The 26,135-nt window shown below is 47.1% G+C and carries 24 protein-coding genes and 9 tRNA genes; 7 read left to right on the top strand and 26 right to left on the bottom strand.

Features of this window, described 5'->3' with window-relative positions; all coding sequences use genetic code 11:
• The 5 genes from GT360_RS12145 to yacG all read left to right on the top strand — a co-directional run bounded on the left by GT360_RS12145 (position 1) and on the right by yacG (position 3,825).
• Positions 1 to 1,227, top strand: a complete 1,227-nt coding sequence (locus GT360_RS12145; protein WP_164649132.1) for a type II secretion system F family protein — start codon at positions 1 to 3, stop codon at positions 1,225 to 1,227.
• Positions 1,228 to 1,323: 96 nt separating this feature from the next.
• On the top strand, positions 1,324 to 2,190 hold the full coding sequence (locus GT360_RS12150; RefSeq protein WP_164649133.1) for a prepilin peptidase: 867 nt from the start codon (positions 1,324 to 1,326) through the stop codon (positions 2,188 to 2,190).
• A 4-nt stretch (positions 2,191 to 2,194) separates the two neighbouring features.
• The gene (gene coaE, locus GT360_RS12155; protein WP_164649134.1) at positions 2,195 to 2,815 is read left to right on the top strand and encodes a dephospho-CoA kinase; all 621 of its coding nucleotides are present in this window, start codon (positions 2,195 to 2,197) and stop codon (positions 2,813 to 2,815) included.
• A gap of 24 nt (positions 2,816 to 2,839) precedes the next feature.
• Complete coding sequence (gene zapD, locus GT360_RS12160) at positions 2,840 to 3,580, top strand: cell division protein ZapD (protein ID WP_164649135.1); 741 nt, start codon at positions 2,840 to 2,842, stop codon at positions 3,578 to 3,580.
• 47 nt (positions 3,581 to 3,627) lie between these two features.
• Positions 3,628 to 3,825 carry a DNA gyrase inhibitor YacG gene (yacG, locus tag GT360_RS12165; RefSeq protein ID WP_164649136.1) on the top strand — a complete coding sequence of 66 codons (198 nt, stop codon included), beginning with the start codon at positions 3,628 to 3,630 and terminating at the stop codon, positions 3,823 to 3,825.
• 83 nt (positions 3,826 to 3,908) lie between these two features.
• Here yacG and rplS read toward each other — a convergent pair whose 3' ends face one another.
• From rplS to ffh, 5 genes are all read right to left on the bottom strand, one after another.
• On the bottom strand, positions 3,909 to 4,262 hold the full coding sequence (rplS, locus tag GT360_RS12170; protein WP_164649137.1) for a 50S ribosomal protein L19: 354 nt from the start codon (positions 4,260 to 4,262) through the stop codon (positions 3,909 to 3,911).
• Between the two features lie 45 nt (positions 4,263 to 4,307).
• Positions 4,308 to 5,060: a tRNA (guanosine(37)-N1)-methyltransferase TrmD gene (gene trmD, locus GT360_RS12175; RefSeq protein WP_164649138.1), complete on the bottom strand. Its 753-nt coding sequence runs from the start codon at positions 5,058 to 5,060 to the stop codon at positions 4,308 to 4,310.
• Between the two features lie 24 nt (positions 5,061 to 5,084).
• Positions 5,085 to 5,615: a ribosome maturation factor RimM gene (rimM, locus tag GT360_RS12180; protein WP_164649139.1), complete on the bottom strand. Its 531-nt coding sequence runs from the start codon at positions 5,613 to 5,615 to the stop codon at positions 5,085 to 5,087.
• A gap of 36 nt (positions 5,616 to 5,651) precedes the next feature.
• Positions 5,652 to 5,900, bottom strand: a complete 249-nt coding sequence (rpsP, locus tag GT360_RS12185; RefSeq protein ID WP_005379962.1) for a 30S ribosomal protein S16 — start codon at positions 5,898 to 5,900, stop codon at positions 5,652 to 5,654.
• A gap of 219 nt (positions 5,901 to 6,119) precedes the next feature.
• Positions 6,120 to 7,511, bottom strand: a complete 1,392-nt coding sequence (ffh, locus tag GT360_RS12190) for a signal recognition particle protein (protein WP_164649140.1) — start codon at positions 7,509 to 7,511, stop codon at positions 6,120 to 6,122.
• A 212-nt stretch (positions 7,512 to 7,723) separates the two neighbouring features.
• Here ffh and GT360_RS12195 point away from each other — a divergent pair, with 212 nt between their 5' ends.
• Positions 7,724 to 8,518 carry a cytochrome C assembly family protein gene (locus GT360_RS12195; protein ID WP_164649141.1) on the top strand — a complete coding sequence of 265 codons (795 nt, stop codon included), beginning with the start codon at positions 7,724 to 7,726 and terminating at the stop codon, positions 8,516 to 8,518.
• Positions 8,519 to 8,599: 81 nt separating this feature from the next.
• Entirely contained in the window at positions 8,600 to 9,880 is a 1,281-nt protein-coding gene (locus tag GT360_RS12200) for an HlyC/CorC family transporter (RefSeq protein WP_164649142.1), read from the top strand.
• A 110-nt stretch (positions 9,881 to 9,990) separates the two neighbouring features.
• On the opposite strand, the gene luxS is transcribed toward GT360_RS12200, so the two are convergent.
• The 21 genes from luxS to recX form a co-directional block, all read right to left on the bottom strand.
• The gene (luxS, locus tag GT360_RS12205) at positions 9,991 to 10,509 is read right to left on the bottom strand and encodes an S-ribosylhomocysteine lyase (RefSeq protein WP_164649143.1); all 519 of its coding nucleotides are present in this window, start codon (positions 10,507 to 10,509) and stop codon (positions 9,991 to 9,993) included.
• 33 nt (positions 10,510 to 10,542) lie between these two features.
• Entirely contained in the window at positions 10,543 to 11,160 is a 618-nt protein-coding gene (locus GT360_RS12210) for a transglycosylase SLT domain-containing protein (protein WP_164649144.1), read from the bottom strand.
• A gap of 8 nt (positions 11,161 to 11,168) precedes the next feature.
• Positions 11,169 to 12,734 carry a glutamate--cysteine ligase gene (gshA, locus tag GT360_RS12215; RefSeq protein ID WP_164649145.1) on the bottom strand — a complete coding sequence of 522 codons (1,566 nt, stop codon included), beginning with the start codon at positions 12,732 to 12,734 and terminating at the stop codon, positions 11,169 to 11,171.
• A 118-nt stretch (positions 12,735 to 12,852) separates the two neighbouring features.
• Positions 12,853 to 15,729: a M16 family metallopeptidase gene (locus tag GT360_RS12220; RefSeq protein ID WP_164649146.1), complete on the bottom strand. Its 2,877-nt coding sequence runs from the start codon at positions 15,727 to 15,729 to the stop codon at positions 12,853 to 12,855.
• A 9-nt stretch (positions 15,730 to 15,738) separates the two neighbouring features.
• Positions 15,739 to 16,200: a YqaA family protein gene (locus tag GT360_RS12225; RefSeq protein WP_164649147.1), complete on the bottom strand. Its 462-nt coding sequence runs from the start codon at positions 16,198 to 16,200 to the stop codon at positions 15,739 to 15,741.
• Between the two features lie 157 nt (positions 16,201 to 16,357).
• Positions 16,358 to 17,488, bottom strand: coding sequence for a sodium ion-translocating decarboxylase subunit beta (locus tag GT360_RS12230; RefSeq protein ID WP_164649148.1), 1,131 nt, complete (start codon positions 17,486 to 17,488; stop codon positions 16,358 to 16,360).
• A 9-nt stretch (positions 17,489 to 17,497) separates the two neighbouring features.
• Positions 17,498 to 19,285, bottom strand: a complete 1,788-nt coding sequence (oadA, locus tag GT360_RS12235; RefSeq protein WP_164649149.1) for a sodium-extruding oxaloacetate decarboxylase subunit alpha — start codon at positions 19,283 to 19,285, stop codon at positions 17,498 to 17,500.
• A 34-nt stretch (positions 19,286 to 19,319) separates the two neighbouring features.
• Positions 19,320 to 19,574 (bottom strand): oxaloacetate decarboxylase subunit gamma, encoded by a 255-nt coding sequence (locus GT360_RS12240; RefSeq protein ID WP_164649150.1) that lies wholly within the window; start codon positions 19,572 to 19,574, stop codon positions 19,320 to 19,322.
• Positions 19,575 to 20,013: 439 nt separating this feature from the next.
• Positions 20,014 to 20,090, bottom strand: a tRNA-Arg gene (locus GT360_RS12245).
• A gap of 54 nt (positions 20,091 to 20,144) precedes the next feature.
• Positions 20,145 to 20,221, bottom strand: a tRNA-Arg gene (locus tag GT360_RS12250).
• Between the two features lie 53 nt (positions 20,222 to 20,274).
• Positions 20,275 to 20,351, bottom strand: a tRNA-Arg gene (locus GT360_RS12255).
• 53 nt (positions 20,352 to 20,404) lie between these two features.
• Positions 20,405 to 20,481: transfer RNA gene (locus GT360_RS12260), tRNA-Arg, on the bottom strand.
• Positions 20,482 to 20,536: 55 nt separating this feature from the next.
• Positions 20,537 to 20,613, bottom strand: a tRNA-Arg gene (locus tag GT360_RS12265).
• Positions 20,614 to 20,667: 54 nt separating this feature from the next.
• Positions 20,668 to 20,744, bottom strand: a tRNA-Arg gene (locus tag GT360_RS12270).
• A 77-nt stretch (positions 20,745 to 20,821) separates the two neighbouring features.
• Positions 20,822 to 20,914: transfer RNA gene (locus tag GT360_RS12275), tRNA-Ser, on the bottom strand.
• A gap of 38 nt (positions 20,915 to 20,952) precedes the next feature.
• Positions 20,953 to 21,029: transfer RNA gene (locus GT360_RS12280), tRNA-Arg, on the bottom strand.
• Positions 21,030 to 21,070: 41 nt separating this feature from the next.
• Positions 21,071 to 21,163 (bottom strand) — tRNA-Ser (locus tag GT360_RS12285).
• A gap of 173 nt (positions 21,164 to 21,336) precedes the next feature.
• Positions 21,337 to 21,534 (bottom strand): carbon storage regulator CsrA, encoded by a 198-nt coding sequence (gene csrA, locus GT360_RS12290; protein WP_164649151.1) that lies wholly within the window; start codon positions 21,532 to 21,534, stop codon positions 21,337 to 21,339.
• Positions 21,535 to 21,610: 76 nt separating this feature from the next.
• Positions 21,611 to 22,789 carry an aspartate kinase gene (locus GT360_RS12295; protein WP_164649152.1) on the bottom strand — a complete coding sequence of 393 codons (1,179 nt, stop codon included), beginning with the start codon at positions 22,787 to 22,789 and terminating at the stop codon, positions 21,611 to 21,613.
• A gap of 181 nt (positions 22,790 to 22,970) precedes the next feature.
• Entirely contained in the window at positions 22,971 to 25,553 is a 2,583-nt protein-coding gene (gene alaS / locus GT360_RS12300; protein ID WP_164649153.1) for an alanine--tRNA ligase, read from the bottom strand.
• A 75-nt stretch (positions 25,554 to 25,628) separates the two neighbouring features.
• Positions 25,629 to 26,087: a recombination regulator RecX gene (gene recX, locus GT360_RS12305; RefSeq protein ID WP_164649154.1), complete on the bottom strand. Its 459-nt coding sequence runs from the start codon at positions 26,085 to 26,087 to the stop codon at positions 25,629 to 25,631.
• Positions 26,088 to 26,135: the final 48 nt, after the last annotated feature.

The following is a 26,135-nucleotide window of genomic DNA, read 5'->3' on the forward strand; positions in this document are numbered from 1 at the left end:
ATGACAGTATCTTCAGCAACACAACTCAAAAACTATCGTTGGCGTGGCATCAACAGTACCGGGAAAAAAGTCTCGGGGCAGATGCTCGCCCTTAATGAAGTGGAGGTACGAGATAAGCTCAAGGAACAGCATGTCAGTATTAAAAAGATCAAAAGAGGCAGTGTTTCACTGCTGACGAAGCTAACGCATCGCGTGAACAGCAAAGACATCACCCTACTCACGCGACAATTAGCCACTATGCTCACCACTGGTGTTCCTATCGTGCAAGTCCTCAAGCTTGTGGCTGATAATCATCGTAAAGCGGAAATGAAATCGATATTGACGCAAATGAGTAAAGGCGTTGAAGCAGGGACTCCGATGTCAAAAGCAATGCGCACGGCCAGTGTTCATTTTGATGCGCTATATGTTGATCTTGTCGCGACGGGGGAACAGTCCGGTAACTTAGCTGAAGCCTTTGAGCGCTTGGCTACCTATCGGGAGAAGAGCGAACAGCTCCGAGCTAAAGTCATTAAAGCTCTGATTTATCCAACCATGGTGCTCGTGGTGGCGATGGGTGTCTCCTATCTGATGCTGACTATGGTTATTCCAGAATTTGAGTCCATGTTTAAAGGCTTTGGTGCACAGCTGCCTTGGTTTACACAAAAAGTGCTTTTACTTTCTCACTGGATTCAAGCGTACAGCCTTTGGCTCGTTGTGACCCTTTGTGCACTTTGCTATATCGGCCGACTCATTCGCAAACAGTCAGATATCATCAAGCTTCACACCAGTCGCCTTAGCCTAAAAATCCCCGTTATTGGAGAGGTACTCAGTAAAGCGTCTATCGCCAAATTCAGCCGTACCTTAGCCACAAGTTTTAGTGCTGGAATCCCAATCCTCTCAAGCCTCAAGACCTCCGGAAAAACATCTGGCAATACCCACTACCAACATGCCATTGATGCTGTGTACCGCGATACTGCAGCTGGCGTGCCTATGTATATTGCGATGCGTAACACACATGCCTTTCCTGAGATGGTATTGCAGATGGTGATGATTGGTGAAGAATCGGGAAAACTTGATGGCATGCTAAATAAAGTGGCGTCCATTTATGAGTTTGAAGTCGATAACACCGTCGACAACCTCGGTAAGATTCTTGAGCCCTTGATTATTGTGTTTCTCGGCGTTGTGGTTGGTGGGTTAGTGGTCGCGATGTATTTACCGATCTTTAACCTAATGAGTGTGTTAGGATAAACGCCAAGTTGAGTCACCAACGACATACGCTGGCAACTCACGCTAGATACGAGTTTAAGGGTTAGCTCGTGGTTTTCTCTAAATTTGAGTGCAGTTATGGATGTGTTTATCTACTACCCGTGGTTATTTGTGGTTTTCGCTACGGTGTTTGGTCTCATTGTTGGCAGCTTTTTAAATGTGGTGATCTTCCGTCTACCCAAAATGATGGAGCTTGACTGGCGTAGAGAATGCGCCGAGTATTTCCCTGAATACAAGATTCCAAAACCCACAGAAACACTCACGCTAAGTAAACCAAACTCAACGTGCCAGAGCTGCAAAACCCCTATCCGCATCATTGATAACATTCCTGTGATTAGCTGGCTCTTGCTGCGCGGGCGCTGCCACAAATGCAAAAGCAAGATAAGCCCTCGCTACCCACTGATTGAAACCTTAACCGCCATACTCTGCTATTTAGTTGCGACACATTTTGGCTTTAGTGGCTATGGGGTAGCGCTGCTATTTTTTACCTTCGTCCTCATCGCAGCCACGTTTATCGATCTCGATACCATGCTGCTACCGGATCAACTGACGTTACCCTTGATGTGGGGAGGTATTGCGCTCGCGTTATTTGAGATCAGCCCAGTCACATTGCAAGACAGCGTCATCGGAGCCATGGCAGGCTATCTATCACTCTGGAGCATCTATTGGGGCTTCAAACTCCTTACTGGTAAAGAGGGGATGGGCTATGGTGATTTCAAACTACTTGCCGCTCTTGGCGCATGGCTTGGTTGGCAAGCACTACCCATGATCATCCTGCTCTCTTCTGTTGTCGGACTCATCTTCGGCATCATTCAATTACGCCTGCAGAAACAGGGGATTGAGAAAGCCTTCCCATTTGGGCCATATCTTGCTATCGCTGGTTGGGTGGCGATGCTGTGGGGAGAGCAAATCTTGTCTGTCTACTGGGGTTACGTTTTAGGATAAATTTATGCCGTTTGTTGTTGGATTAACAGGAGGGATTGCCAGTGGAAAGACCACCGTCGCTGATCTCTTCCATCAAAACTTCGCCATCGATATCGTCGATGCCGATATTATTGCGCGCCAAGTGGTTGAACCGAATACTGAAGGGCTTGATGCGATTGTGGGCAAGTTTGGTGCTGATATTTTGCAAGACGATGGTTGCCTGAACAGACGTAAGCTACGTGAAAAGGTGTTCTCATCACCACAAGATAAGCAATGGTTGAATGACACCTTACACCCATTGATCCGTTCGGAAATGGCGCATCAGGTAGAACTCGCACAATCTGATTATGTGCTGTTAGTTATCCCGCTAATGGTCGAAGGCGGCCTTCAATCCATGACTGATTGCGTGCTGGTTATTGACGTTGATGAAGAGACTCAAATCACACGAACGATGCAGCGTGATAACGTCTCGCGTGAACAAGCACTTAACATTGTCAACTCTCAGGCAAATCGACAAGAAAGACTAGCTATTGCCGACGAGATCATTAAAAATAATGGTCATACTGACAGTTTATTACCACAGATCGAGGCGCTGCACGCAAGGTTTGTGGCATTGAGAAAAAACCGTCAACAAGGAACGTTGTAGACACGGTTTAATAAGGCAGATTGAATGAGCGTAACCAAGTTTGAACACCCACTAAATGAGAAAACACGCATTTACTTGCGAGTGGAATCCCTGCTCAACACGTTAACCTCATCATCGAGTTTCGAAATTCGCGACCACCACTTACTTTTCTTTCGCTCACTGTTTGATCTGCTTGAGATCTTTGATCAGATTCAGCTTAAAAGTGAACTGGCAAAAGACTTAGAGAAGCAACGTCTCACCTATAAAAGCTGGCTGAACATTGAAGGTGTGAACCAAGAGATGTTAGGGAAGATTCTCAATGATATCGACTTGGTTCACTCAAGTCTGTTATCTGCCGAACGCTTTGGTCACTCCCTAAAAGAGGACCGCTTCTTAAGCACGATTCGCCAACGCTTTAATCTGCCTGGTGGCGCTTGTTGTTTCGATCTACCTGCACTTCACCATTGGCTGCACTCAAGCGTCGATGAAAAGCAGGCGGATGTTCAGCGCTGGCTTGGTAGCCTTGAACCACTCAAAGACGCGCTAAGCCTGTGGCTCAAACTGACGCGTGAAACGGGCCAATTCCGTAATCAACAAGCCAACAATGGCTTTTTCCAGAGCGATGCTGAAGAGGCAAACATACTGCGCCTAAACATCCCTCTTCACTACGGTGCCTATCCAATGATCTCTGGCCACAAGAACCGTTTTGCGATTAAGTTTCTCGACTTTCGTACAGGGCAAGCCGTCAATCAAGACATTACATTCGAACTAGCCGTTTGCAGCTAAACTTGTATTAATCACTTTTTCCAAAAGCCATCTTCTAAGAGCTCACCATGACTAAGAAAATAACCATCGTTCCATGCCCGCAGTGCGGTGCCGATGTGGAATGGGGCGAACAAAGCCCACATCGCCCTTTTTGCAGTAAGCAGTGCCAAATGATTGATTTTGGCGAATGGGCCGATGAAGAGAACAGCATTCCAGGCGCGCCAGATATGTCTGATGCGGATGGATGGTCGGAAGATCAGTATTAGGGTAGGAAAACCTGTATTCTGTATACCGCATAAAAAAACGGAGGCCAATGGCCTCCGTTTTTATGAGAACGCTATAAATAGCATTACTTCTTAGCAAGCTTCTCTTTGATACGAGCTGACTTACCAGAACGCTCACGTAGGTAGTACAACTTGGCACGACGTACTGCACCACGGCGTTTAACTTCAATGCTATCAACCATTGGAGAGTGAGTTTGGAACGTACGCTCAACACCTTCACCGTTCGAGATCTTACGAACTGTGAATGCTGAGTGAAGGCCACGGTTACGAATAGCGATTACAACGCCTTCGAACGCCTGTAGACGCTCACGGTCACCTTCTTTAACTTTAACTTGAACTACTACAGTGTCACCAGGTGCGAATGTAGGTAGGTCTTGTTTCATTTGCTCTTGCTCAAGAGCTTTGATGATGTTACTCATTTTATTTAATTCCTAGAATAAACTGATACTAATTTAAATAGGTCACTAACTGTTTTGCTGAGAACGATTCTCTTTGATGAACTCAACCAACAGCTGTTCCTGTTCGTCAGTCAGAGCTAGGTTTTCCAGGAGCTCTGGTCTTCTTAGCCAAGTACGGCCTAGCGACTGCTTTAATCGCCAGCGACGAATGTCCTTATGGTTGCCAGACTTGAGTACCGCTGGTACATCTTGTCCTTCTAACACTTCAGGACGTGTGTAGTGAGGGCAGTCCAGTAAACCATTTGCAAAAGAGTCCTCTTCTGCTGACGCAAAATCACCCAATACATCCGGTACAAACCTTGATACTGAGTCAATCAACGTCATGGCTGGAATCTCACCACCCGTCATCACAAAATCACCGATTGACCATTCTTCGTCAACCTCAGATTGAATGATGCGTTCATCTACCCCTTCGTAGCGACCACAAATAAGAAGCAGGTTCTCGTTTGTTGCCAACTCTTCAACCCCTTGCTGGTCGAGCTTGCGACCTTGGGGTGATAGGTAAATGACTTTCGTCTTACCCGGTGCGGCCTGTTTTGCTGCATGAATGGCATCGCGCAAAGGCTGTACCATCATCAACATACCCGGTCCACCACCGTAAGGTCTATCATCAACAGTGCGATGCTTATCGTGAGTGAAATCGCGAGGATTCCATGTCTCAATCGATAAGAGACCTTTTTTAACCGCTTGACCTGTTACTCCATAGTCAGTAACACTGCGGAACATTTCAGGAAACAGGCTTATAACGCCAACCCACATGCTCTATCGCCCTATTACTTAGAGTTAGAATCCAGGATCCCAGTCAACTTCGATCCGTTGAGCTTCGCGATCAACTTTAATGATCACTTGCTCTTCAAGGAACGGGATTAGTCGTTCCTTTTGTCCGAAAGCATCTTTCAGATTCGCTTTAACCACCAAAACATCATTCGAGCCAGTCTCTAGAATGTCTGAAACGACACCTAGGTCGTAACCTTTTGTGGTTACTACTTGCATACCGAACAATTCACGCCAGTAGAATTCATCTTCTGACAGTTCAGGCAGTACCGCTGGGTCAATAGCGATTTCAAAGTTCGTCATGAGATGTGCGTCTTCACGTACATCGAGACCTTCCAGCTTAGCCACCATACCTTTGTTATGGCGCTTCCAGCTTTCTACTTTGTACTCGACCCACTCACCCTTCTGTTTAATAAACCAAGGGCTGTAATCGAAAATACTTTCAGATTCATCTGTGAAAGAAAAAACTTTAAGCCAGCCACGAATGCCATAGGTAGCACCAAACTTGCCTACAACAATTTTTTCGTCTTGCTTGCTCATTGTTTCTTTGCCTTCCATCGATTTTAAGCTGTTCAATTAAGCCGCTTTTTGAGCGTCTTTAACTAGCTTAGCAACGCGGTCAGATACAGATGCGCCTTGACCAACCCAGTGGTTAACACGATCTAGGTCTAGACGTAGACCTTCTTCTTGACCTTTAGCAGTTGGGTTGAAGAAACCAACTTTCTCGATGAAACGGCCAGTTGCTGCGTTACGGCTGTCCGCAACTACGATTTGATAGAATGGACGCTTCTTAGCGCCGTGACGTGCCAAACGAATGGTTACCATGTCGTCCTCTTTGCTTTTTCAAAAATAAAATTAACCCCAAGAACCGCTTCAAAATAAAACAGTATGGGGTCTCGTGCCAAAATAAAGCTCCGGAATTTTACTCTTATTCCAGATCAATGCAAGGTGTTTAGCTATTTTTTCACCAACATAAAACCAATGTTTAGTTTGTGACCTAGCTAACACCTTGAAAATAAATATGCTGAAAGGTTAATGGCTGAATTAGCGACCGAATGGATTGAAGCCGCCGCCTCCGCCCATGCCACCCATTCCGCCCATCATGCCTTGCATGTTGCGCATCATGCCTTTCATGCCACCCTTCTGCATCTTCTTCATCATTTTCTGCATCTGAGTGAACTGCTTGAGCAGTTTGTTGACGTCTTGCACCTGAGTACCGGAACCCGCTGCAATACGCTTTTTGCGTGAACCTTTGATAAGTTCTGGACGTTGACGCTCTTTCATCGTCATTGAGTTGATGATGGCTTCCATCTGCTTAAACATCTTGTCGTCAACTTGGTCTTTGACGTTATCAGGCAAATTACCCATGCCAGGCAGTTTATCCATCATGCCCATCATGCCGCCCATGTTTTGCATCTGACCGAGTTGCTCACGGAAGTCTTCTAGGTCAAAACCTTTCTTCTCTTTGAACTTCTTCGCCAGTTTTTCCGCTTTCTCTTGGTCAACGTTCTTTTGCAGATCTTCGATCAGCGACAGAACATCACCCATGCCGAGAATTCGAGACGCGATACGGTCTGGATGAAACGGCTCTAGCGCGTCAGTTTTTTCACCAACACCCAAGAATTTAATTGGCTTGCCTGTAATGTGGCGGACAGATAACGCAGCACCACCGCGTGCATCACCATCAACTTTAGTTAGGATGACGCCCGTTAGTGGCAGTGTGTCACCAAATGCTTTTGCCGTATTCGCCGCATCTTGACCCGTCATAGCATCAACAACAAAGAGTGTCTCAACAGGGTTAATCGCTTGGTGAAGATCTTTGATCTCCGCCATCATCTCTTCATCAACGGCGAGACGACCTGCGGTATCCACCAGCAGCACGTCGTAGAATTTCTTCTTAGCATGGTCGATCGCCGCATTGGCAATATCGATAGGCTTTTGGTCTGCAGACGACGGGAAGAAATCAACGCCGATGTCACCCGCTAGAGTTTCAAGCTGCTTAATTGCCGCAGGACGGTAAACGTCGGCAGAAACAACCAAAACTTTCTTTTTGTCACGCTCTTTAAGAAGCTTAGACAGCTTGCCCACACTGGTGGTTTTACCCGCACCCTGTAGACCAGCCATAAGAATGACGGCTGGCGGCTGAGCCGCAAGATTTAGAGCCTCATTCGACTCCCCCATCACGGCTTCTAGCTCACGCTGAACAATCTTGATGAACTCTTGACCTGGCGTTAGAGATTTAGAAACCTCTACACCGACTGCGCCCTCTTTTACTCGCTTGATGAAGTCGCGAACAACAGGCAGCGCTACATCTGCTTCAAGCAACGCCATGCGCACTTCGCGCAGGGTGTCCTTAATATTGTCTTCGGTCAGTCGACCTTTGCCGCTGAGGTTTTTCAGCGTCTTGGATAAACGATCCGTTAAATTATCAAACATCTTTCTCTCTTCGCTTTTGTGCGATCATTACCGTGAGTATACCTTAGCCAACCTCGGCTTCACACCCTTGCGACTTGATCGATGAAGAAATCACCCATTAATGGTCAAGATTGCCGATAGCTCCAAACAGGGATGCGAGTTATACTACTGACATTAAAGTAAGAAATAAGCTTACTGTTCTAACCAAGACGCTAAGAGAATACTCTAGAATAATGGACCAAATAATCGCTCTTGCTGCTGCCCTGTTTTATGGTGCGGCCATCGCAACCATCATTCCCGGACTGATTCATCAAACAGGGATTCGCTCAAAAGCAGTACTGATCAGTGCTGTTTCTGCTTTATTGCTTCACGGCTGGTTGTTGAGTGATTTGATATTTGCTGGATCAGGTCAGAACCTGAGAATACTCAACGTTGCCTCACTGATTAGCTTTATTGTCACCTTTGTTTTAAGCCTCTCAATGCTCAAAATTCGCGTCTGGTTCTTGCTTCCAGTGGCTTATGGTTTTGCCATCATCAATCTGTTGGCATCGGCATTTTTGCCTGGCTCCTTCATCACTCACCTTGAGCATGCCCCAAGCCTGCTTATTCATATTTCTTTAGCCTTATTCGCCTATTCTACTCTGACGATTGGTGCTCTCTACGCGCTTCAGCTTGCTTGGTTAGACCAAAAACTAAAGAAAAAGAAAGCCTTGGCCATCAACCCAAACTTGCCACCATTGATGCTTGTTGAGCGCCAGCTGTTCAAAATTATTACTGTCGGCACAGTACTACTGACTTTAACTCTCATGACTGGCTATGGCTTCGTGTATGACATGTTTGCTCAAGGCAAAGCCCACAAAGCCGTGCTCTCGTTTATCGCTTGGGTTGTTTACGTCGTTTTACTCTGGGGCCACTACCATAAAGGCTGGCGTGGCAAGAAAATCACTTGGTTTGCCCTTGCTGGCGCCGCACTGTTAACACTGGCCTACTTCGGCAGTCGTTTCGTACGAGAGATCATCCTGACCTAGAGTTCAGGACAATCTACACTTGACACTCTGACAATAGTTGGACATAAATTAACCAAACCGTAATTAAGGACACCTAACACATTGGCCGACATATCGACTGGCATTTTATTTGCCATACTCGCCGCCCTAATTGTTATATCAGGATATTTTTCAGGTTCAGAGACAGGGATGATGTCTCTCAACCGCTACCGTCTTAGGCACCTGGCTAAGTCAGGTCACAAAGGAGCCAAGCGCGTTGAGAAGCTCCTTAGCCGCCCCGATCGTCTTATCGGTCTCATCTTGATTGGTAATAACCTCGTCAACATTCTTGCCTCTGCGATTGCCACCGTCATTGGTCTGCGCTTATACGGTGATGTGGGTGTGGCTATCGCCACCGGTGTGCTCACCTTAGTTATTTTGGTCTTTGCCGAAGTCACTCCAAAAACCGTGGCAGCCATTCACCCAGAGCGTGTTTCTTATGCGAGCAGTATTTTGCTATCGCTATTGATGAAGCTACTCTCTCCGCTAGTAATACTGGTTAACTTCATTACTAACGGTTTTATTCGTCTACTTGGCTTCAACGCTTCACACACGGTAGAGGACCACCTAAGCACAGAAGAGCTTCGGACTGTAGTGGCTGAAGCGGGCAGCATGATTCCACGCCGTCACCAAGATATGCTGGTCTCTATCTTAGATTTAGAGCACGTCACGGTGAACGATCTGATGATCCCACGTAACGAAATCACCGGTATCGATATTAATGACGATTGGAAGTCTATTGTTCGTCAGCTCACCCACTCACCGCACGGTCGCATTGTGCTTTATCGCGACCAAATCGATGAAGTCGTCGGTATGCTTAGCCTGCGTCAAGCCTATCGTTTGATGTTAGAAAAGAATGAGTTTAACAAAGAGACACTGCTGCGCTCTGCCGATGAAATCTACTTCATTCCCGAGGCGACTCCGCTAAATGTTCAGTTACTTAAATTCCAACGCAACAAAGAGCGAATTGGCCTAATTGTAGATGAGTATGGCGATATCGTCGGTTTGATAACGCTGGAGGATATCCTTGAAGAGATTGTTGGTGAGTTTACGACGTCAATCGCACCTAGCCTGTCGGATGAGATCACTCCGCAACAAGACGGCAGCTTTATGATCGAGGGTAGCGCAAACATTCGAGACATTAATAAAGGACTCAAGTGGGCACTGCCGACAGATGGCCCCCGAACCCTCAATGGCCTTATCCTAGAACACCTCGAAGATATCCCAGAAAGCCAAGTCAGTGTTCGCGTTGCGGGTATGCTGATGGAGATAATTGAAGTGGATGAGAACAAAATTAAGTTGGTAAAAGTCCATCCTCAAAAAACGCAAAAGAAAGCATCCTAGCCCCTAGGCTATAGTCGGCTAACTAAAAAAGGGCGTGTCATCAGACCATGACACGCCCTTTTTGCATCTAGAACTGTTCCAGAACTGTCCCAGAACTGTCCCAGAACTGACTAGTTCACTTTTAGCTCTTGTAGCATCGACTCTGGCAGAGCGAGCTCATCATTTTTATTCACACTAATACCCGCATCCAAAATGGCTGTCGCTATTGCTTTTGCTTCGTCAAGAGAGTGCATTGCAGCGGTACCACATTGATACTCATTCAGCTCAGGGATCTTGTTTTGGCTTTCCACTTTCAATACATCTTGCATTGAAGCCGTCCAAGCCGCAGCGACATCAGACTCTGAAGGCGTACCAATCAAGCTCATATAGAAGCCTGTACGACAACCCATTGGTGAAATATCAATGATCTCTACGGATTCACCGTTAAGATGGTCACGCATAAAGCCAGCGTAAAGATGCTCTAGTGTGTGGATACCCTTCTCTGAAAGAATATCTTTGTTTGGCGCTGTAAAGCGTAAATCAAAGACGGTAATGGTATCGCCCTTTGGCGTCTGCATGGTTTTCGCAACACGAACAGCTGGTGCATTCATGCGTGTATGGTCAACGGTAAAACTATCTAGTAAAGGCATCCTGTTTCTCTCACTAATCTGTTGTCTGTTTGTTTAGAAAAACCACCAGCGGCGACTTCTCTCTAATTCATCTCGGCACTGTTTGAGTTGCCATCCATAATCTTTGGCTTGTTGCTCTACGTTACGAGCGACTTTAATCAGCCATGGCTTTGACTGATAGGTTTTGCGCTTATACCCACCACGCCCCTCATGATAGGCGAGATATTGGTTGTATGGATCCCATAGTGATACGCCTAACTGGCGGCGTGTCTCACTGGTGTACCAGCCAATAAACATCATTGAGTCGCCATAATTGGTTCTTGAACCACCATGCTTGGTAGCGGATTGAAAATCAGACCATGCCGGGTCTTGCGCTTGAGCATACCCATAGGCCGTGCTGGATCGTCCCCATGGAATAAAGCCAAGAATGTACTTCTTTGGTGGCCGCGCATCATGGCGAAAGCTACTCTCTTGCTTCATGAACGCCATGGCAACATTGATTGGTGTGCCCCACTCCTCTTCCATCTTCACTGCATCTTTATACCAACTGGAATGCTCGCGAAAGATCTCACAAATATTATTTTGATTCGAAGGCGGTGGTGTCGCACACCCTGCTAAAACAGTAAGGGCTACGGTGGCTAGTAGTCCCTTACACGCAGTTGTTGGTTTCATCCCAAACCTTATTTTAAGTAGTCAAAGTACTGTTCAAGATACTCATCAAAACTCAAGGTGTCTTGCTCTTCTGTTTGCTTTTGTGCACTCATCGAGCGTTCGACTTCTGCTTCCATCTGCTGTTGTGAGTAATACTGGAAGCTGTGAGCTAAATGGTTCTGTTTAAATGCCTGACCCAGCTCCTTACCGACAGCGCCGATACCACCCGCCTGCTTTGTTCTTTCAAGCAGTTGGCCTGAGATGGTGAGTTCAGGCTGCTCAATCCACTGCGACAATGTATCACAGACTGTTTGGTACTCTTGACCACCTTGAGCCTCATCCATCACCTTCGCTATTTGACGCAGCTCGCCAAACACTCGCTGTGCCCACTCTTGTAAGGTCAAGACTTCACCTTGGCAACCAATCGTCAACTCAAGACCGACCTTGCGTCCGTCGGTAATCACCTTGTTCCAGTTTTCACGCCAGCAAGTGAGCTCACAATCATCCATAGGATCAGAGTCAGTCAACGCGGCCCACGTCAGGAACAAGTCGAGGAAGCGCACTTGATCTTCGGTAATCCCCACTGAACTGAACGGATTCACATCCAGTGAACGAACCTCGATATACTCAACGCCACCTCGAGCAAGAGCTTCAGATGGTTTTTCGCCGCTACGCGCAACACGTTTAGGACGAATAGGCGCATACAGTTCATTCTCTATCTGCAGCACATTACTGTTAAGCTGACGGTATTCTCCATCCACTTTAACGCCAATCTCAGCAAACTCTTCCGATGGTGTTTTGATCGCTTTGTTCAAGCCATCTAAATATTGATCTAAGCTGTTAAAGCCAATTCGTAGCACGCTCTGTGCACTGTTGGTGTAACCTAGATCGCTCAATCGCAGTGACGTGGCATTCGGCAAGAACAGGGTTTCACCGATGTTTTCAAACGGTAAATTCGTCTCGCGCCCTTGGATAAATGAAGAGCACAACGCAGGTGAAGCACCAAAGAAATAAGGGATCAACCAGCCAAAACGGTAGTAGTTGCGAATCACACCAAAGTAGGCATCCGACTTACTTGCTTCGCGCTCTTGCTCACTCTGCTCGCCAAGCAGTGCATCCCAAAAGCTCTCTGGGAACGAGAAGTTAAAGTGCACCCCAGAAATAATTTGCATCAAGCTGCCGTAGCGGCGCTTCAAGCCTTCACGGTAGAGCGTTTTCATGCGGCCAGAGTTGGATGAGCCGTATTGCGCCAACTGAATGTTCTCTTCACCAGACACGAAACATGGCATCGACATTGGCCACATCGACTCACCATTAAGCTTGGTTTGCGTGAAGTGATGAATATCTTTCAGCTGAGCCATTAAGTCATCAACAGAATGACTGACAGGAGTAATGAACTCCAACAACGATTCTGCAAAGTCTGTGGTGATCCACTGATTTGAATAGGCTGAACCGAGTGATGAGGGATGAGAGCTTTGTGCTAAAGATCCATCTTCCTGATAACGCAGTGTCTCGCGCTCGACACCTCGAGTGTAGTCATTGAATACTTGGGTGTGCTCGGCGATTCGCTCCAAGCGGGCAACAAAATTAGTCAAAACACAATCACTTATTGTTGAATTTGAGCCTCTACATTCATCAAATTGTAGGGCATCAATCGGGATGAGCCTTCTCTACTTGCATAGAGAAGGCATGTTTGTTTTGTATATTGGTATTTTAGTGGACTATTTCAAGCTCGACTACGGGAATATTTAGTGCTTCTAGTTGTGGCTTCAACGCATTAGCGTCTCCAACGACAATAATCTGGTACTCCTGTGGATCAAACCACTTCTTCGCTAGGTCGTTGAGCTCCTGCTTGGATATCGTGCTGACGATATCGTTTCGCTGCTTGAGGTAATCCTCATCCAATCCATAAATTAAGATAGAACTCAAAAGACCGGCTTTCTGTGACGGAGTTTCATATTTCAGTGCATCTTGCTGTCCAACGGCCAAACGCATGAACTCAAGCTCTTGCTCTGTCATACCATTTTCACTGTACTCCGCCATCTCTTTTTGCATTTCCACCAAAGAAGGAATCGTCGTGTTTGCTCGCACTTGGGCATTAAATACTACAGCACCCACTTCACGGTTAGCCGCAAAATACCCACTTGCACCATAGGTATAACCTTTGTCTTCACGCAGGTTTTGGTTTAAGCGACTATTAAAGTTACCAGCGAGGTTAAAGTTAGCCAGTGACGTTCGATAAACCTCTCCGGTTGCATCAAATGGCAGGCCCTGTCGAACAAAGCGAACAATACTCTGCGGCGCGTTGGGCTTATCCACTAGGTAGATGGTTTGCTCCCCTAATTTCGGCAGTACCTCTGGCTGAATCAATGGCGCGGCCTCTCCTTGCCACTCACTCAAGAAACTGAGTTGTGAACGTACTTCTCGCGAGCTCAAATCTGAAACGACAATCGCTTGCGTGCCATGAGGGGTGTAGTGTCGAGCATAAAAGTCCTCGACGTCTTGCAGGGTCAGACTCTCTATCGATGCGAGTGTGCCATCGTTTGAGCGAGCAAAAATAGAATCGCCATAGAGAACTTGTCTTGTTGCCTGAGAAGCAAGCCATGTTGGCTTTTGCTGCTGGTAGACTACCCCTTCCATCATCTGCTGCTTGAGACGATCAAAATCATCTTGCTCCAGAGCTGGAGTAAATAACACCTCTTTCACTATTTCGAGTGTTGGCTCTAAGTTAGCGGTGAGCGCAGAGATAGAAACAATCGTCGAATAACTCGCTGATGATACTGAAATCGAACTGCCTAACTTGTCTAATTCCGCTTTTAGCTCTTCAAGGCTTCGCTCTAAGCTGCCCTCTTGTACTAATGACGCAGTCAAGCTTGCCAAGCCCTCTTTGCCACGCGTAACTTGTCGCTCGCCCGCCGGGATATATAGCTGGATAGCCGTCGTTGGCGTCTCTGTATTCGCCGTGCCGAGTACTTCAATGCCATTGTCAAAATAGAAGTCGTAAAGCTCAGGCAATTGCGCTGAGACCCCTTCCGACACTTCAGGCATCACACTGCGGTCAAAATTATCCTGCACCTGTCGATAGGCAAGCGTGTTCTCATCGACTTTCGTGTACTCAGGAAGCGAACGCGGTGGGGTCACGAACGTCGCCTCTTTGACTGCCTTGTCCGTTTGACCACGAGGTACCACACTCAAAGCTACGTAAGGCTTATTAGCAATGAAGCGCTGATAAGCCTGATCAACGTCCTCTTTCGTCGTCGATCGGATTTTATTGAGTTCAGTTTGAATTCGATCCGGCTGATTATAGAAGGTCTCATTTGAGGCGAGTTGAGTCACTTTGCCACGCACACTTTGCAAAGCAAAGACCGCACTGGCTTCCGCTTGGCCCGTAATCTGCTCTAGGCGCTCGTGAGCCACCCCTTGCTGTTCAAAGTCCGCCATGACCTGCATGACCTCTTGATACAATTCATCAAGTTGCCCTTGCTCACCAGATGCACCCATTGCATACACATAAAAGGTACACGCCAGTTCAGCACAGTCATGAAATGCACCGGCGTCGACCGCTTTGCGCGTCTTAACCAGCTTTTGGTATAGCTCACTGTTGGCTCCGCTTCCCAAAGCACTCGCGAGCATATCTAGACTCACTTGCTGATCAGACCCACGGTATTGCGTCGGCCAACCGATGACCAACATAGGCTGCTGAATGCGATCTTCGAGTGTTATAAACTTACTCTCTTCTAGAGTAACGGGTTGCTTCGGTGCCGCCTCAACTGCTGGTCCTTGGGGAATCGAGCCAAAATACTGGTTCACCCACTCAAGTGTTTTTTTAGAATCGATATCGCCACCGATGGTAATCACAGCGTTGTTTGGGCCATACCAGCGTAGGAAGAACGCTTTTAAGTCATTCACATCGACACGATCTAAATCTTCAACATAACCGATGGTTTGCCATGAATACGGGTGACCTTCTGGGTATAGCGCTTCACCCATACGCTCCCAAATCAAACCATATGGGCGATTGTCATAATTCTGAGCGCGTTCATTTTTGACGGTATCACGTTGGATCTCAAACTTGCGCTGAGAGACTGCTTCGAGCAAAAAGCCCATTCGGTCAGCCTCAAGCCACAAGATTTTTTCTAGCTGATTAGACGGAACCGTTTGATAATAATTCGTTCTATCGCGATTAGTGGTGCCATTCAGCGAACCACCCGCTTCTGTCACAATTCGGAAGTGCTCCTGATCGCCAACGTGCTGACTACCTTGAAACATCATATGCTCAAAAAAGTGCGCAAAGCCCGACTTTCCTACCTCTTCACGTGCTGACCCCACATGATAAGTCACATCGACATGCACTAACGGATCCGAGTTATCCGGAGAGAGGATCACGGTTAAACCATTACTCAGTTGATACTTTGCGTATGGGATTTTTACCTCATTACCATCCTTTGAAGGACGAGACTCTTCAACGAGAGTCATTCCACCCGGAAGAGAAGAGGTCGGTACTGCTACCTTCTCTGTTTGACTGCATCCAATGAGCGCAGTGGCAAAAACCAAACCCGCCAAGATGGCGCGTTTCTTAAAAATTCGCATTGTTTCCCCTTAGAAAAAACCGTAAAAGAGAGCGGTGAGAACGCAGTAGCGTACTGCTTTGCCTATCAAAACTAACAGTGTGGATAACCAAAAATTCATTCGTAGCCAACCTGCTGCAAGACACAGAGGGTCGCCTATTACTGGTAGCCAACTAAAGAGCAGCGACCAATATCCATATTTTTTTAAATAACCTATGGCCTTATGACCATGTTTTTCAGACTCGGTTCGATTTGGAATCCAAAGTCCAATCAAATAATTTGTCATTCCACCTAGGGTATTGCCTATCGTCGCAACCATAATAATCCAAGTAGGAGAATAGATATCCAAGGAGAGCGTGGCGATAAGCCCAGCTTCAGAACCACCCGGGAGTAGAGTGGCACTCAAAAATCCGGTGATAAACAGAACCCAAAGGGCAGAGTCAGAGAACCATAAAGCGACCTCTGAGAATAAAGTAGAGAAGAATTCAGTCATTGGCGAGTTTAATCTGTCAAAGAGTAGGCAAAACAAAGGGGTGCATCGCACCCCTTGAAATATATCGTAAATCTAACCGTCTGTATGGGCTGTTTACGAACTTTGACAATTTACTGATATTTCGTCACTTATCTCACTAACTTGTGACTTGGTTAAGTTAACCAACTAGGGCAAGAAGAATACCTGCTGCAACTGCCGAACCTAATACACCAGCAACATTCGGACCCATCGCATGCATCAGTAGGAAGTTTTGTGGGTTAGAGTCTAAGCCCACCTTGTTCACGACACGCGCAGCCATTGGAACAGCGGAGACACCAGCCGCGCCAATCAGTGGGTTGATATCTTCTTTGGAGAGCTTATTCATCAGCTTCGCCATCAGTACGCCTGCGGCGGTACCAATACTAAAGGCAACAGCACCAAGCGCCAAAATACCCAGCGTTTCAAGGTTCAAGAACTGCTCAGCTTGAAGCTTTGAGCCAACCCCTAGGCCAAGGAAGATCGTCACGATATTGATAAGCTCATTTTGCGCCGTCTTAGATAAGCGATCCACCACACCAGCTTCACGCATCAAGTTACCCAGACAGAACATGCCTACCAATGGTGTTGCCGAAGGCAAGAACAAGATCGTCATGACCAACACCGCCATTGGGAATAAGATCTTTTCACCCTTACTCACATGACGAAGCTGAGCCATCTTAATCTTACGCTCTTCTTCATTCGTCAAAGCCTTCATGATCGGCGGCTGGATGATTGGCACTAACGCCATGTAGCTGTATGCTGCAACCGCAATTGCACCGAGCAGATCGGGTGAGAGTTTACTTGCCAAGAAGATCGCGGTTGGACCGTCTGCACCACCAATAATGGCGATCGATGAGGCATCCTGCATGGTAAATTCCATACCCGGCACATAGTTGAGCAAAATCGCGCCAAACAGAGTCGCAAAAATACCGAACTGGGCTGCCGCCCCCAACCAGAGCGTTTTCGGGTTGGCAATCAAGGCGCCAAAGTCCGTCATCGCCCCTACGCCCATAAAGATCAGTAGTGGGAATACACCCGATTCAATACCGATATAGTAGACGTAATAGAGCAAACCACCGGGTTCAGTAAACCCAGCATTCGGAATGTTGGCTAATACCGCACCAAAACCTATCGGTAGCAATAACAAAGGCTCGAAGCCTTTGCGTATCGCTAAAAATAGCAAGGTACAACCCACCAAGATCATACACAGCTGACCAAACTCAAAGTTGGCAATCCCTGTCCTTGACCAGAGAATCATTAATCCTTCCATGATTCTCCCTTACGACAAGCTAAGTAAAGGTGCGCCAACAGTAACTGAATCGCCCTCTTTGACGTGCAGATCCTGCACCACACCACCGCGCGCTGCGCGAACCTCGGTTTCCATCTTCATCGCTTCAAGGATCAAAAGTACATCACCTTCAGCAACCTGAGCGCCAGCTTGGACATTCACTTTGAAAATATTACCCGCCAATGGCGCTGGAACTGCTTCCGCATTTGCTGCCGCAGGTTGAGCTGCAGGCGCCGCTACTGGCGTTTGTGCAGATGCTGGAGCAACCGAAGTGAGTTGCCCTTGAGGGCCGACTTCAACATCATAAACTTGACCATCCACTTTAACGCTGTAGCTCTCAATACTACCTTGTGCTGGTGCTTGAGGTGCAGCCGTCGGTAATGCATCTTCTTCAGTCGGTACTGGTTCAAACGCATCTGGGTTACGACGGTTCTTAAGGAACTTCAAGCCTACTTGTGGGAATAGGGCATAAGTCAACACATCATCAACAGTATCTTCTGCAAGTGAAATACCGTCTTGTTTTGCTTTCTCAAGCAAATCAGTCGTGAGTACGTCAAGCTCATCTTCGATAAGATCGGCAGGACGACAGGTGATCGCTTCTGCGCCATCAAGCACTTTCGCTTGCAGTTTCGCATTCACTTCTGCCGGAGCTGCACCGTATTCACCTTTCAAGACACCGGCAGTCTCTTTGGTGATGCTCTTATAACGCTCGCCAGTCAGCACGTTAATGACCGCCTGAGTACCAACGATTTGCGAGGTTGGTGTCACCAGTGGAATATAACCCAAGTCTTTACGGACACGAGGGATCTCTTCAAGTACCTCATCGATACGATCAGCCGCGCCTTGCTCTTTAAGCTGACCTTCCATGTTCGTTAGCATACCGCCCGGCACTTGAGCAATAAGAATACGAGAATCAACGCCCTTAAGTTGTCCCTCAAACTTCGCATACTTTTTGCGAACTTTACGGAAGTAGCTAGCGATAGGCTCAATCTGGTCAAGTTTTAGGTTAGTGTCACGCTCGGTGCCTTGCAGCATTGCTACAACCGTTTCCGTTGGTGTATGACCATAAGTGCAGCTCATAGAAGAGATGGCAGTATCGAGAATATCAATACCGGCTTCAACCGCTTTAACAGCAGTGGCGGTTGAAAGGCCTGTTGTAGCGTGGCTGTGAAGCGCTAAAGGTACATCACAAGAGGCTTTGATACGTGTGATTAACTCTTCGGCTTCATAGGGCTTGAGCAGACCAGACATATCTTTAATACATAAAGAGTGGCAACCAAGGTCTTCCAAACGCTTAGCAAGATCGACCCAAGTATCCGCATTGTGTACAGGGCTTGTCGTGTAAGACAGGGTGCCTTGTGCATGAGCACCAACATCAACGGCTGCTTTTACTGCTGTTTGGAAGTTGCGTACGTCATTCATTGCATCAAAAATACGGAACACATCCATACCATTGGCATGCGCTCGTTCAACAAACTTCTCAACAACATCATCAGCATAATGACGGTAGCCAAGTAGGTTTTGGCCTCGAAGAAGCATCTGCATCGGTGTGTTTGGCATCGCCTGTTTCAGTGCTCTCAAGCGCTCCCATGGATCTTCCCCGAGGAAACGAATGCACGAATCAAACGTTGCTCCACCCCAGGTCTCAAGAGACCAGTAACCGACCTTATCAAGCTCTGCTGCGATTGGCAGCATATCTTCTAAGCGCATACGTGTCGCAAATAGCGATTGGTGGGCATCACGCAGCACCACGTCAGTAATCGAAAGTGGCTTCGACATGCTCATTAACTCCTTTTAAATATAAACTTGAAATCTATTTCGCTGTTGCCGTGCGGTATTGATGAACCGCGGCAGAAATCGCAGCCACCACATTCGGGCTCACTGCTGGCATAGTATTCGTTTGGGCGTTCGTAGTGGGAATGGTCGCTTGCGGTGGTACCTCTTGCGGTACTAGCTTCGACATCAACTTCACTAGGTATACGAGAATGGTTAAAAATACAAAAACGACGGCCATCCCTGTAAGCATCAGAGTAGCGGCATCGATCAATTGGCTTCCAATAGTAGTCATGTTGCTTCCTTTCTTGTCATCCTGACAGCTGCACTCTTACCGAGCATCCTGCCCCATAAGAGTAACCTAGCATTATCTCGATTGGTGCTTTTTTGTCAAATTCGTTTAACTCTCGTTGCAAAAGTTACATTCAAAACTCAAACACTTCACATACTTGGTGTTTAATATCGCTACCCTGCAATCACCATCGATTGTTTAACTAATAAACAGGCTAAAGGAAAGCACAAACGAAAACTGCGAGTGGGATTCTAAAAATGGACACGTGACTTGCGAGTGAAGTCACAAAAACTGACAGCATGGGTGGCACAGTATTCAGCTAGTGGCTACCGAAATACTACAAACTCTGTCGGGCACAATCAGGGTATCTTATGTGTATAGACGCATTAATGGGTAGATTGCAGGCATAAAAAAACCTCGCATATAGCGAGGTTTTGAAAAGTGGCGCGTCCTGGAGGATTCGAACCTCCGACCGCCTGGTTCGTAGCCAGGTACTCTATCCAGCTGAGCTAAGGACGCGCAAGGTTTTAGTCTCGAACATAATGTTCAATCCAAGGTCTATGACCTAAAGAGTGGCGCGTCCTGGAGGATTCGAACCTCCGACCGCCTGGTTCGTAGCCAGGTACTCTATCCAGCTGAGCTAAGGACGCGCAAGGTTTAGTATCGAACATAGTGTTCAATCCAAGGTCTATGACCTAAAGAGTGGCGCGTCCTGGAGGATTCGAACCTCCGACCGCCTGGTTCGTAGCCAGGTACTCTATCCAGCTGAGCTAAGGACGCGCAAGGTTTAGTATCGAACATAGTGTTCAATCCAAGGTCTGTGACCTAAAGAGTGGCGCGTCCTGGAGGATTCGAACCTCCGACCGCCTGGTTCGTAGCCAGGTACTCTATCCAGCTGAGCTAAGGACGCGCAAGTTTTTAGCATTGAACATTGTAGTTCAATTCAAGGTCTATGACCTAAAAAGTGGCGCGTCCTGGAGGATTCGAACCTCCGACCGCCTGGTTCGTAGCCAGGTACTCTATCCAGCTGAGCTAAGGACGCGCTATGTTTAGAATCGAACATTAGTATTCAATTCAAGGTCTAAGACCTAAAGAGTGGCGCGTCCTGGAGGATTCGAACCTCCGACCGCCTGGTTCGTAGCCAGGTACTCTATCCAGCTGAGCTAAGGACGCGCAGTGTGAACTATGTCACATAAACTTTCTTTTGAAACAAAAAAATTGACTCAAGGTCAATATCCATTTGCAATAAATGGCGGTGAGGGAGGGATTCGAACCCTCGATACGGCTACAAACCGTATACTCCCTTAGCAGGGGAGCGCCTTCAGCCTCTCGGCCACCTCACCGTCAATTCTCTACAAGTCATAGACTCATAAAGAGAATATGGCGCGTCCTGGAGGATTCGAACCTCCGACCGCCTGGTTCGTAGCCAGGTACTCTATCCAGCTGAGCTAAGGACGCGCTGTTTGTTTCAATTTGCTAAAAAGAAAGCAATGCAAGAATGGCGGTGAGGGAGGGATTCGAACCCTCGATACGGCTACAAACCGTATACTCCCTTAGCAGGGGAGCGCCTTCAGCCTCTCGGCCACCTCACCGTCTTGCGGAGGCACATATTACGATTTACCAAAAATAAGTCAAACATTTTCTTGGCAAAAATTGGAAAAAATCGAACAACCGTTGGCTATTTAACCAAAGCATTCAAAATTTATACTTTTATGTGCCACAAGTAACAAAAAAGCCAGCATATCGCTGACTTTTCTTGTGCTAATTAGTAGCTGCTTGGTGCAACGTTGCCATTGCCTTTTTCAGCTTGAATTCGCATGTAGATCTCTTCACGGTGAACAGATACTTCTTTAGGAGCGTTAACACCAATACGTACTTGGTTACCCTTAACACCCAAAACAGTCACAGTCACTTCATCACCGATCATTAGTGTTTCGCCAACACGGCGAGTCAAAATTAGCATTCTATGCTCCTTGAGTCATCTCTTTAGCTATAAGGCCTAATTATCTAACAAAAATTGACGACGGGTAAACCGCCTATTACCCCAGAAACGCCTTCTTCGGATGAAAATCCATGGCTTCCGCCGTTGTAATGTAAGCATCATGCAGTATGTTTGCAGCTTTGTCGATACAATCTGGTAACATAACCAAACTCATTGACTGTTTAGCCATAGAAACATGAACTACATCAATATCCTGTAGAGCCAATAACTGCGCGGTATGATCGCTAAGTCGTTCAGCCGCAGTACCAACGATCGTAAGTAGACTCACACATTGATAGCTCAACAACTTATCTTCACAAACTTGTTGCAACTTAGCTAAACAGTCCTCTTTGATAAGCAAAGAGGCGCCATTGACGACATCCCATACTGAGACACCTAACATCATGCAGTGCTTACGAATCGTTTCCACTGACTCCGGGTTCACCGAAACCAAGGTAAGCCCTCGCTGAATCGCGACACCACAAACAGCCTGTTGACACTCTTCTCCCTTGATCAGGCTGCCCTGATTAAGATCGAAGGTCGACAGTACTCGGAGCGGTACTTGTTTTTCCCACGCCGTTTGCACTGAAGGTAAATGTAGCACCTTTGCTCCTTTACGTGCCATTTCTTCCATTGAAGGGAAATCAACAACATCGAGACGTTGTGCTGACTTCACTACTCTTGGGTCACAGCTATACACGCCATCAACATCAGTAAAGATCTGGCATTCATCGGCCTTGAGGGCTCCCGCTAGAGCAACTGCACTAGTGTCTGACCCCCCTCGACCGAGTGTTGTTATATCCCCATTCTCATTGATCCCTTGAAAACCAGCGACAATGACAATGTGCTCATCATCAAGAAGCTGTTCAATCTTTGTGGTATCAATATGCTTTATCGTGGCATCGTTATGTTGACCGTCAGTAATGATGTTTGCTTGGCCGCCAGTCAAAGAGCGTGCGGTATGCCCAAGTTTACTTAACGTCATTGCCAATAGTGCCATAGACACCTGCTCTCCAGCGGAGAGCAACACATCGAGTTCTCTAGCGTTTGGCACACAATCCACTTGTTGAGCTAGACCCATTAAGCGATTTGTTTCACCAGACATTGCGGAAACCACAACGACAACTCGACTCCCACCATTTTTAGCTCTAATGATGTGTTCAGCCACTTTATGAATAGTCTCGATTGAGCCCATTGAAGTGCCGCCAAACTTTTGCACGATTAGGGATTTTTTCACCAGTCTTCACCTTCCCGAGACAGTGTGTCTCATTCGTACCAAATCAAGAATAGCCTAAAAATTAGCCATTAATGACTTGATAAAGTTAAATAAAAAAACCAAGTGGTTTATCGGCGCGGATTATACGCCAAGAAAACCACTTGGTTACAGTCATTAAATCAAATTTTATTGAAGTAGTACGTTATAGACGTTCTTCTAACCAACCACGCACCGATTGAAGTGCTTCTGGTAGTGCTGATACGTCTGTACCACCCGCTTGAGCCATATCTGGACGACCGCCGCCTTTACCACCAACTTGTTGTGCCACCATGTTAACCAGCTCGCCAGCCTTTACTTGGCCAGTCAGATCCTTAGTCACACCTGCGATCAGACCCACTTTGTCGTTCGCAACGTTCGCAATCAAAATAACGCCGCTACCGACGCGGTTCTTGGCATCATCAACCATAGTACGTAGGTTCTTGTTATCCGCGCCCTCAAGCGCCGCTACAAGGACTTTGGTTCCATTGATCTCTTCTACTTTACCCATGATGTTCGCGCTTTCAGCCGCAGCCATCTTGTCTTTCAGTAGTTGAATCTCTTTCTCAAGTGATTTTGCTTTCTTAGCAGAGTCAGCAAGCTTCTGCTCCATCTTCTCTTGCGCAGCTTCAACTGCATCAAGCGCTGCATCAGCAGTTACCGCTTCGATACGACGAATACCGGCTGCAATACCACCCTCAGATGTGATCTTAAATAAACCAATGTCACCTGTGTTGTGCGCGTGGATACCACCACATAGCTCAGTCGAGAAATCACCCATCGAGAGAACACGAACTTCGTCATCGTACTTCTCACCGAACAGTGCCATTGCACCTTTCTGCTTCGCAGACTCGATGTCCATAACGTTCGTTTCGATATTATGGTTACGGCGAACTTGTGCGTTAACCAGGCGCTCAACTTCTTTCAGCTCTGCAGGTGTTACCGCTTCTAGGTGAGAGAAGTCAAAACGTAGGTTTTCAGGCTTAACAAGAGAGCCTTTCTGCGTCACGTGCTCACCCAATACTTGACGCAGTGCCGCGTGCAGTAGGTGCGTTGCTGAGTGGTTTAGAGAGATCGCTGCGCGACGCTCTGCATCCACAACTGCTTCTACTTCGTCACCCTTAGCCAGAACGCCCTCAGCGAGAACGCCGTGGTGTGCAATTGCATTACCTAGCTTTTGAGTATCTTCTACTTTGAACACACCAGATTCCGTTTTTAGCACACCAGCATCACCACACTGACCGCCTGATTCTGCGTAGAATGGCGTTTCACCGAGGATGATGATCGCTTTGTCGCCAGCAGACAGAGAATCAGCCGTGTCACCGTCAACGAAGATTTCTGCAACGCTGCTCTTGCCTTCAGTACCTGTGTAGCCACAGAACTCAGAATCAACACCAGACTTAATGGTGGCGTTGTAGTCAGTACCAAATTGGCCCGCTTCACGAGCGCGTTGACGCTGCTCTTCCATTGCTTTCTCAAAGCCTGCTTCATCGATGGTGAAGTCACGCTCACGTGCAACATCGTTAGTTAAGTCAGCAGGGAAACCGTACGTATCATAAAGCTTGAAGACTGTTTCACCGTCAAGCTCTTTGCCCTCAAGTGCATCTAGTGCTTCGTTAAGAATAACCATACCGCGCTCGAGTGTGCGGCCAAAGTTTTCTTCTTCAATACGCAGTACTTTTTCAACCACTGCTTGCTGCTTCTTGAGCTCGTCTGCCGCAGAGCCCATTACTTCAGCAAGAACACCAACGAGCTTATGGAAGAATACGCCCTTCGCACCAAGCTTGTTACCGTGACGAACGGCACGACGAATAATACGACGTAGAACGTAACCACGACCTTCGTTTGACGGCATAACACCATCAGCGATCAGGAATGAACATGAACGGATGTGGTCAGCAATCACGCGTAGAGACTGGTTAGATAGATCGTCGTGACCTACAACCTCAGCCGTTGCTTTGATTAGCTTTTGGAATACATCGATTTCGTAGTTTGAGTGAACACCCTGCATGATTGCAGAGATACGTTCGATACCCATACCTGTATCAACAGCAGGCTTAGGTAGAGGCTCCATCGTGCCATCAGCATGACGGTTGAACTGCATGAATACGTTGTTCCAGATCTCGATGAAGCGGTCACCGTCTTCTTCAGGAGTGCCAGGACGGCCGCCCCAGATATGCTCACCGTGATCATAGAAGATTTCAGTACATGGACCACAAGGACCTGTGTCACCCATCGTCCAGAAGTTATCAGACTCGAACTTCTTGCCGCCTTCTTTATCGCCAATGCGAACGATCTTGTCAGCTGGTACGCCGACTTTCTTGTTCCAGATGTCGAATGCTTCGTCATCGGTTTCGTAAACGGTTACTAGTAGCTTTTCTTCTGGCAGACCCAGCGTCTTAGTCAGGAATTCCCAAGCAAACGCAATTGCGTCTTCTTTGAAGTAATCACCGAAGCTGAAGTTACCTAGCATTTCGAAGAACGTGTGGTGACGAGCTGTGAAACCAACGTTTTCAAGGTCGTTGTGTTTACCACCCGCACGTACACAACGCTGAGCCGTAGTTGCTCGAGTGTAGGCACGCTTCTCGGCGCCTAAGAAGCAATCTTTAAATTGGTTCATACCTGCATTAGTAAATAGCAGGGTTGGATCGTTGTGTGGAACCAACGATGAACTGTCTACGATTTGGTGTCCTTTGCTTTCAAAGAACTTAAGGAACGCGTTACGAACCTCGTCTGTGCTCATGTACATGCAGCTCTTCCTGAAAATAGTCGAGATAAAATTTTGGCTATTGTATACCCAAGCGGGGTTTTGATGCTAGGGGGATCACAGTTCTTCCAGTGCATACTGAATCTGCTCAAAGTCAAAGCCGCGATATTGAAGAAAACGCACCTGTTTAGCGTACTCTTTTTGGTCTTGAGCTTTTTTGCCTTTGAACTTCTTCTCTGCGGTGCTTTTTGCTAGCTCAAACCAATCCGTGCCCTCTTCTTCCAGTGCGATTTCAATCGTATGCTCAGCCACTCTTTTCTGCTTGAGCTCTTGGTAGATACGTCGCGCACCATGGCCTTTATAAACGTGTTGTCGAACTTGGCTTTTGGCATAGCGCAGGTCATCTAAATAACGATGTTCGATACAAAACGCTATCGATTGAGCGATTTCATCCTCTGAGTAACCTTTCAGTTTCAGCTTTTGGGCTAGCTCGAACTCACCGTGGTCACGTCTGCTTAAGAGATGAATGGCGGAATCTTTGGCTGAAAAAGCAGGAGGGTTTGAACGTTGATACATATTAACTATTGATGTATTGCTTAGATAAACAAAAGCCCCGCATAAGCG

The organism is Vibrio astriarenae (assembly GCF_010587385.1).
In the GTDB taxonomy this organism is placed as follows: domain Bacteria; phylum Pseudomonadota; class Gammaproteobacteria; order Enterobacterales; family Vibrionaceae; genus Vibrio; species Vibrio astriarenae.